Consider the following 8,317-nt stretch of genomic DNA (forward strand, 5'->3'; position numbering starts at 1 on the left):
AGTCTAATAAGTGATGTGCACCGCGGCGGGCCCGGCGAAACACCCGGGGCCGACGGCCCGGCACCCCGGGAAACACGAGGACCCCGCCGCGGCGCGACGGGGTCCTGCGATCCTCCGCGGTGCTTCAGACGGCCATGGCCAGCATCAGCGGCGCGGCCCGGACGGCGAGCAGCTCGGCGGCGGCCTTCAGCCGGTGCACGTTGTCCACCGGCATCGAGGTGGCCAGGCAGCCGACCGTGCTGCCGGCCGTGACCGGGACCGCGGCGCAGACCGTGCCGAGCGCGTACTCCTGGATGTCCAGCACCGGAATGGTGGCCGGCTGACGCTCCAGACGGTGCATCAGCTGGTCCGCGTCGGTGACCGTCCGGGAGGTCAGCCGGGCCACCGGGTGCCGGGCGAAGTGGTCCCGGCGCGCGTCGTGGTCGAGCTGGCTGAGCAGGCACTTGCCGATCGCGCTGGCGTGCGCGGTCGCCCGGAAGTCCACCCACTCCTGCACCGCCGGCGCGTGGTCGCCCGCCGACACCGCCTCCACCGACAGCTCGCCGTCGTGATAGCGGCTGAAGTACACCGCCGCGCCCAACTCGTCCCGGAGCTCCTCCAGTTTGCGATCCAGCCGGACCCGCACCAGCTGCTCCCGGTTCTGCTGCCCGAGCAGCGCGAAGGTGCCGCCGAGCACCCAACCGCCGTCCTGGCACATGAGGTAGCCCTCGATCTCCAGGATCTCGGCGAGCCGACGGACCGTCGGCAGCCCGAGGGACGTCTCCCTGGCCAGCGTGACCAGCGTGGCCCCTCCGGGGTGCCGGTCGACCGCCTCCAGCAGTCTGAGGGCGTGCTGCAGGGAGGTGAACGGACCGGGCAGGCCCTGGGCCGGCGCGGCGTGGCGACCGGGGGCTGGTGTCGACATGTCGTCCCCTTCCGATGTCCCCCCGCAGGTGTGACCGGCGGGTGGTGTCCAGCCTATCCACCGCTGTACACCGCCATCCGCCCCTCTGCGGATTTTCGTGCAGGTGCGGTGAAGCACTTGACGGGCATATGCCCCGCCGATGCCCCCGCGTACCCCCGCCCGCCGGGTGGCGCAGCGGCGGACGTTCCTGACCGTCGATCGGCGGCAGGGCGCCTGCGGCGGGCGGTGGCGGGCGTCCGGGCGGCGGACGGGCACCGGGCCGCTCCCCCACTGCCTGGGGGAACGGCCCGGTCGGGGGGCGGCGCCGGGGTGCGGGCCCCGGCGGCCGGGGAGGGTGGTCCGGTGGATCAGCCCTCGTCGCCGGCCCGGAGCCTGGTGACGGCGGCCTCCAGGCGGGCGCCGTACTCCTGGTCGGCGGCGTGGAAGTGGGCGAGGTTCCGCTCCACGACGTCGTCGCGGGAGACCTGGGCCAGGAAGCCGGCCAGGTTGTCGATCAGGCGGGCCCGCTCGGCCTCCGGCATCAGCCGGTAGAGCTCACCGGCCTGGAAGAAGTCGTCGTCCTTGGTGTGGGCCGGGGTGGTGTGGGTGCCGGTCCAGCCGCTCAGCCCGGTCGGCGCGGCGAGCGCGGCGCCGGTCTGGGCCGGCCCGTCGTAGGAGTTGGGCTCGTAGTTGCGGGCACGGCCGGCCGGGTTGAGCGCGCCGAGGCCGTCCCGGCCGTAGTTGGCGGCCTCGGTCGCGCGCGGGGCGTTGACCGGCAGCCGGGTGTGGTTCACCCCGAGGCGGTAACGCTGGGCGTCGGCGTACGCGAACAGGCGGCCCTGGAGCATCTTGTCCGGGGACGGGCCGATGCCGGGCACGAAGTTGTTCGGCGAGAACGCGGCCTGCTCGACCTCGGCGAAGACGTTCTCGGGATTGCGGTTGAGCACCAGGCGGCCGACCTTGACCAACGGGTAGTCGGCGTGCGGCCAGACCTTGGTCAGGTCGAAGGGGTTGAACCGGTAGTCGGCGGCCTCGGCGACCGGCATCAGCTGGACGTAGAGGGTCCAGGACGGGAACACCCCGCGCTCGATGGCCTGGTGGAGGTCGCGCTGGTGGCTGTCGGCGTCGCCGCCGACCGCCTCGGCGGCCTGGGCGGCGTCCAGCGAGCGGATCCCCTGGTTGGTCTTGAAGTGGTACTTCACCCAGTAGGCGTCACCCTGCTCGTTGACCCACTGGTAGGTGTGCGAGCCGTACCCGTTCATGTGGCGGTAGGACGCGGGGATGCCGCGGTCGCCGAAGAGCCAGGTGATCTGGTGGGTCGACGCGGGCGAGTGGGCCCAGAAGTCCCAGACGTTGTCGGCCTCCTGGACACCGGTGTACGGGTCGCGCTTCTGGGAGTGGATGAAGTCGGGGAACTTCAGCGGGTCCTTGATGAAGAAGACCGGGGTGTTGTTGCCGACGAGGTCGTAGTTGCCCTCCTCGGTGTAGAACTTGAGCGCGAAGCCGCGCGGGTCGCGGACGGCGTCGTTCGAGCCCAGGTTGCCCGCGACCGTGGAGAAGCGGAGGAACACCTCGGTGCGCCTGCCGACCTCGCCGAGGAAGGCGGCCCGGGTGTACGGCGAGACCTCGTCCGTGACCTCGAAGTAGCCGTACGCGCCGGAACCGCGGGCGTGCACGACGCGCTCCGGGATGCGCTCACGGTTGAACCGGGCGAGCTTCTCCAGCAGGTGCTGGTCCTGGACCAGCAGCGGACCGTAGGCGCCGGCCGAGGCCGAGTTCTGGTTGTCGGCGACCGGGGCGCCGGACTCCGTGGTCAGGATCTTGGACATGACGGGTCCTTCGGATGTCGATAAGGGTGTGACGCTTGGGGGAATGCGGCGCCGCCCCGGGCCGCGGCCGGAGGGCTCCGCGGGTGGCGCGGAGCCACCGCGGCCGCGGCCCCCGGCCTGCGGCGGCGCCGGTCGGGACACGGGCTCCGGCGCCGGTCGGGACGCCGGCTCGGGCGCCGGTCGGGACGCCGGCTCGGGCGCCGGTTCAGATGCCGAGCAGGCGCCAGGCGGCCGAGCGGCGGCGGGAGGAGTGCTCGCCGTCGGGGCCGTCGGCCGGGCTGAGCGCGGCGACGGCGGTGCGGGCGGCGTCGGCGTCCACCAGCGGGCGGGCCGCGGCCAGTTCGGCGGCCTCCCCGGCGGTGAGACCGGCCTCGACGAGGGCCGCGGCGGCCTCGTCGACCGGGACGGCGTCGAACCAGCGCAGCGCGAGACCGGCCCGGCCCGCCTCGGTCGGGCGGCCGGTGAGGCGGAGGCGGGCGAGGCCACCGTCGGGGTACACGTTGATCCGCACATGGGTCACCGGGCGGGCCGGGTCCAGCCGGAAGCGGTGCCGGGTGTCGGGCTGGAGGCGGGTGCGCGGCAGGAGCGCGAACCAGCCGTCCGGGTCGGCGGCGGGGTCACCGCCGGCGGAGGCGTCGTAGCCGACCAGGTCGGCCCAGCCGGGGGCGTTGGCGACGAAGTGGGTGGTGTCCACCTCGGCGGCCAGGACCTCGCCGCCCCCGGCCAGGGCGATCCGCACCCAGTCGTTGGCCTTGTCACGCCGACGCCGGGTCTCCCAGCCCTCACCCATGACGGAGGCGCGGCCGGGAGCGTTCAGGTTGTGCGGGGAGGAGAAGTAGCGGTCGGAGGCGGCCTCCGCGACACCGCCGTGCTCCTGGGCGGCCAGGTCGAAGGTGAGGCCGTCCAGCTCGCGCGGGTCGGGAAGCACCTCGCCGTGGACGCGGAGCCGGGCGACACCGCCGTCCGGGAAGATGTTGAGCCGTACGTGGGTGAACCGGGTGGCGCTGCTCACCTCGAACGCGTGGGCGGTGTCGCCCCGCAGCGGGGTGCGCGGCAGGATCTCCACCCACGCGGCGGCCGCGACCTCGGCGGGCGAGGGGTGGCCGGGTATCGAGGCGGCCTCGACGGAGGCGCTCTCCGGGTAGTTCCCGGTGAAGTGCGCGGTGTCGACGACCAGGCCGCGGATCACTCCGGCGGCGCCGAGCCGGACGACCGCCCAGTCGTGGTCCTCGTCGGTGGGGTGCGGCTGTTCGGCACCCGTGCCCCGGCGCCGCCGGGACTCCCAGCCGTCCATGATCTGGCCCTTGTGGCCGAAGGTGTGCGGGCGGAACACGGCGGCCTCGGCGACCAGCAGGTTCTCGGCGTCGGCGAAGGTGTCCTCGTTGGTGGCGACGACACCGGCGCCGAGCCGGCGGGAGGCCAGGTCGACCAGCTCGGTGAACGGGGCGTTCGGGGTGGGGACGGTGGTCACTGCGACTCCTCGGGGCCGGGGGTCGGACGGGTGGACCGGGCGGGCCCGGGACCGGTGGACACGGGGCCGGTGGGCCCGGAGCCGGTGGGCCGCGGGCGGGTGAGCTGGACGCCGAACGGCTCGCCGGCGACGTCGACGACCCGGCCGCGCAGCCAGGTGGTGCGGACGGCGCCGGTGAGCGTCCGGCCCGCGTACGGGGTGACGGGGTTGCGGTGGTGCAGGTCGGCGGCGTGCACGGCGAAGCGGCCGTCGGGGTCGAAGGCCACCAGGTCGGCGTCGTGGCCGACGGCGACGGCGCCCTTCGTCCCGGTGAGGCCGGCCAGCCCGGCCGGGCCGGCGGACATCCAGCGGACCACGTCGGAGAGGGTGTGACCGCGCCGCCGGGCCTCGGTCCAGACCGCGGGCAGGCCCAGCTGGAGCGAGGCGATGCCGCCCCAGGCGGCCGCGAAGTCCCCGCTGCCGCCGCGCTCGGGCAGCAGCTTGAGGTCGGGGGTGGACGGCGAGTGGTCGGAGACGACCGCGGCGAACTCCCCTGCGGCCAGGGCCTCCCAGAGGGCGTCGCGATTGGCCTCGTCACGGATCGGCGGACAGCACTTGAACGCGGTGCCGCCGTCCGGGACCTGCTCGGCGGTGAGGGTCAGGTAGTGCGGGCAGGTCTCGGCGGTGACCTCGACACCGTCCGCGCGGGCCCGGCGGAGCAGCGGCAGCACGGCGGCCGAGGAGACGTGCAGGACGTGCACCCGGGCGCCGGTGCGCCGGGCGGTGTCGAGCAGCCGGGCCACCGCGGCGGTCTCCGCACCGGCGGGTCGGGAGGCGAGGAAGTCCCGGTAGTGGACGCCGGGTTGCTGCGGTGCGGCGGAGAGGACGGCCGGGTCCTCGGCGTGGATGATGGCGAGCGCGCCGATTCGGGCCTGTTCGGCGAGGGCGGCCTCCAGATCGGCCTGTTCGAGGTGCGGGAACTCGTCGACCCCGCTCGGTGCCAGGAAGGACTTGAAGCCGAACACGCCCGCACGGTGCAGGGGTTCGAGGTCGGCGAGGTTTCCGGGCACGGCCCCGCCCCAGAAGCCGAGGTCGACCCAGGCCTGACCCTCCGCGGTCTTCCGTTTGACCTCCAGCCCGGCCGGGGTGGTGGTGGGCGGCACCGAGTTGAGCGGCATGTCGATGACGGTGGTGACACCGCCGGCGGCGGCCGCCCGGGTGGCGGTGGCGAAGCCCTCCCACTCGGTGCGGCCGGGTTCGTTGACGTGCACGTGGGTGTCGACCAGGCCGGGGAGCAGCGCGGTGTCACCGAGGTCGGTGAGCGCGTGGCCACCGGCGGGGAGGGAGCCGTGCGCGGCGATCCGCGCGATCCTCCCGTCCCGGACCAGCACGTCCGCGGGGCGCTCGCCGTCCGGCAGGACCACCCGGCGGGAGCGGATCACCGCGGTCTCGCTGATGGGCATGGGGGACCTCCGAAACCTGGTCGAGGGGTGGGGTGCGCCGAAGGATGGCCCGGAGCCTAGGGCCGCCTTCAACAAATCGTCAATGGAGGAAACTACGAGGGTCCGCGCCGGTCACCGGTGGAGGAACTCCGCCGCCAGTCGCTCCCCCGCGACCTCGGCGAGCTCTCCCGCCCTGGTCAGGCCGTCACCGGGCTGCTCGCCCAACTCGCTGAGCGCGTACGCGGCGGCGAAGCCGGCCGCCCGCCACTCGCGTTCGGACAGTTCCACCCGTCCCGCCACGGCGGCCACCCGGACCCCCGCCCGGGCGGCGGCCGCCGCGACGCCGGCGGGGGCCTTGCCGTGGAGCGTCTGCGCGTCCAGGCAGCCCTCGCCGGTGACGACGAGGCGTGCCCCACGCACGGCCGCGTCGAAACCCAGCAGGTCGAGCAGGAGCTCGATGCCGGGTCGCATGGTGGCGCCCAGCAGGGCGAGCGCCGCGAAGCCGACCCCGCCCGCGGCCCCCGCGCCGGGGGCGTCGCGCACCTCGCGGCCGACCGTCGCGCCGACCGCGTCGGCGAACCGGGTCAGAGCTTCCTCCAGGACCAGCAGGTCCTCCCCGCTCGCGCCCTTCTGCGGGCCGTAGACGGCCGTCGCGCCGCGCGGACCGAGCAGCGGGTTGTCGACGTCGCAGGCGACCACGATCTCGACGCCCGCCAGGGTGCCGGCGAGCCGTCCGGGGTCGATCCGCTCCAGGCGCCTCAACGCCGCTCCACCGGGCGGGAGTTCGACGCCTTCGCCGTCGAGCAGCGAGACGCCGAGCGCCTGGACCATCCCGGCCCCGCCGTCGGTGCAGGCGCTTCCGCCGAGGCCGAGCACGATCCGCTTCGCCCCGAGCCCGACGGCCCGGCCGATCAGCTGGCCGACCCCGTAGGAGCCGGCCGCGAGCGGGGCGGTCCGGCCGCCGGGGAGCCGGGCCAGCCCGGAGGCCTGGGCCAGCTCGACCACGGCGGTGTCGCCCCGGACGGCGAGCGCGGCGTCCACCGGCAGGCCGGTCGGGCCGGCCACCTTGGCGGGAACGCGGGCGAAGCCGGCCGCGAGCGCGGCGGCCAGGGTCCCCTCGCCGCCGTCGGCGACGGGCAGTTCGCGGACCTCGGTACCGGGGGCGGCACGGCGGATGCCGGCGGCGATCCGGGCGGCGGCCTCGGCGGCCTCCAGGGTGCCCTTGAACTTGTCGGGAGCTACGACCACATGGCCCTGGTGGGAGGTGGGGGGCATGGCGTGGGCCTCACTTCTGGTCTGGCGATGGTCCGTCAAGCATGGGCCCCGGCAGGCCCGGGGCGGCTCCCTCCCCGCCGTTCCCCTCGTCCCGCTTCCGGAGGGCGAGGGACTCCCCTCGACGGGGGAGGGAGCCGGGCGACGCGCCGCTCGGCACGACCGGAGTGCCCCTGGAGGGTGGGCGCGTCACCGTCCGGTCGACCGGCGGGCGGGCGGATGAGCCCCGCACCGCCCGCCGGTCGGGCCGGTCGCCGCCCCGGCCGCACGGGTGCGCACGCGGCCGGAGCGGCAGGTGGCGACCTCCCGGTGGCGCGGGCACGACCGGACAGGTACACGCCACCGGGAGGAGTCGAGGGGCCGGGAGGGCTACTTCACCTCGCGGCCGGAGAGCCGCTCGACGCCGCGCAGCAGCGCCGAGTGGTCGAGGGAGCCGTCGCCGTTGGCACGGGCGGAGGCGACCAGCTGGGCGACGACCGCGCCGACCGGGAGGGCGGCGCCGACGGCGCGGGCGGCCTCGGTGACGATCCCCATGTCCTTGTGGTGCAGGTCGATGCGGAAGCCGGGGGCGAACTCGCGGTTCAGCATGTTGGTCTTCTTGCGGTTCAGCACGGTCGAGCCCGCCAGGCCGCCGCCGAGCACGTCCAGCGCGGCCCCGAGGTCGACGCCGGCGTTCTCCAGGAAGACCACGGCCTCGGCCACGGCCTGGATGTTGACGGCGACGATCAGCTGGTTGGCGGCCTTGACCGTCTGGCCGGCCCCGGCCGGGCCGACGTGGACCACCGTGGTGCCGAGCACGTCGAACAGCGGCTTGGCCTCGGCGAAGTCCTCGGCGGCGCCGCCGACCATGATCGAGAGAACGGCCTCGACCGCGCCCGCCTCGCCACCGGAGACCGGGGCGTCCAGCGCACGGACGCCCTTCTCCCGGGCGGCGGCCTCGACCCTGATCGAGGTCTGCGGGGTGATGCTCGACATGTCGATGACGAGCGTGCCGGGCCGGACGTTCTCCAGGACGCCGCCCTCGCCGAGGACGGCCTGCTCGACCTGCGGGTCGGCCGGGACCATGGTGATCACGACCTCGGCGTCCCGCACCGCGTCCGCGATGCTGGTGGCGCCGTGGCCCCCGGCCGCGACCAGGGCGTCGATCTGCGGCCGGGTGAGGTTGTAGCCGGTGACGTGGTGGCCGGCGCCGACCAGGTTGGCGGCCATCGGGCTTCCCATGATGCCGAGGCCGATGAAGGCGATCTTGCGGCTCATCGCGTCGTTCCTTCTGTCCGTGGAGCGGGGAGGGTGGGGTGGGCGGCCGGCGCGGCCGGGCACGGCCTAGGCTGCGCGGTGCTCGCGCGGGAGCCACCCGAAGCTGTCGGCGCTGACGCCGGTGGACGGGCGGTACTCGAGGCCGATCGGGCCGGTGTAGCCGGCGGCGGTGAGCCGGGCGAAG

5 protein-coding genes and 1 pseudogene are annotated in these 8,317 nt (G+C 75.1%); all 6 read right to left on the reverse strand.

The genetic code is table 11. The features are described 5' to 3' along the window. Positions 1-124: 124 nt before the first annotated feature. A complete protein-coding gene (locus PUR56_RS12230; protein ID WP_329948899.1) occupies positions 125-904 on the reverse strand; it encodes an IclR family transcriptional regulator in 780 nt (259 codons plus the stop codon). Positions 905-1,251: 347 nt separating this feature from the next. After that, positions 1,252-2,712 carry a catalase gene (locus tag PUR56_RS12235; protein WP_329948900.1) on the reverse strand — a complete coding sequence of 487 codons (1,461 nt, stop codon included), beginning with the start codon at positions 2,710-2,712 and terminating at the stop codon, positions 1,252-1,254. Between the two features lie 415 nt (positions 2,713-3,127). Beyond that, positions 3,128-4,183 (reverse strand): annotated as a pseudogene (alc, locus tag PUR56_RS12240) (allantoicase); the annotation flags it as partial. Then, the gene (allB, locus tag PUR56_RS12245) at positions 4,180-5,625 is read right to left on the reverse strand and encodes an allantoinase AllB (RefSeq protein WP_329948902.1); all 1,446 of its coding nucleotides are present in this window, start codon (positions 5,623-5,625) and stop codon (positions 4,180-4,182) included. The gene allB and the pseudogene alc, both read right to left, overlap by 4 nt. 111 nt (positions 5,626-5,736) lie before the next feature. Next, on the reverse strand, positions 5,737-6,879 hold the full coding sequence (locus PUR56_RS12250) for a glycerate kinase (protein WP_329948903.1): 1,143 nt from the start codon (positions 6,877-6,879) through the stop codon (positions 5,737-5,739). A 366-nt stretch (positions 6,880-7,245) separates the two neighbouring features. Then, the gene (locus PUR56_RS12255; RefSeq protein WP_329948904.1) at positions 7,246-8,133 is read right to left on the reverse strand and encodes a 2-hydroxy-3-oxopropionate reductase; all 888 of its coding nucleotides are present in this window, start codon (positions 8,131-8,133) and stop codon (positions 7,246-7,248) included. Between the last annotated feature and the right edge of the window lie 184 nt (positions 8,134-8,317).

It is taken from the genome of Streptomyces sp. BE303 (genome assembly GCF_036290945.1).
In the GTDB taxonomy this organism is placed as follows: domain Bacteria; phylum Actinomycetota; class Actinomycetes; order Streptomycetales; family Streptomycetaceae; genus Kitasatospora.

Excerpts from the sequence above, each read along its gene's own strand:
- PUR56_RS12230 (WP_329948899.1), bottom strand. The coding sequence starts at position 904 with ATGTCGACACCAGCCCCCGGTCGCCACGCCGCGCCGGCCCAGGGCCTG.
- PUR56_RS12250 (WP_329948903.1), bottom strand. The coding sequence starts at position 6,879 with ATGCCCCCCACCTCCCACCAGGGCCATGTGGTCGTAGCTCCCGACAAG.
- PUR56_RS12255 (WP_329948904.1), bottom strand. The coding sequence starts at position 8,133 with ATGAGCCGCAAGATCGCCTTCATCGGCCTCGGCATCATGGGAAGCCCG.
- PUR56_RS12235 (WP_329948900.1), bottom strand. The coding sequence starts at position 2,712 with ATGTCCAAGATCCTGACCACGGAGTCCGGCGCCCCGGTCGCCGACAAC.
- allB (WP_329948902.1), bottom strand. The coding sequence starts at position 5,625 with ATGCCCATCAGCGAGACCGCGGTGATCCGCTCCCGCCGGGTGGTCCTG.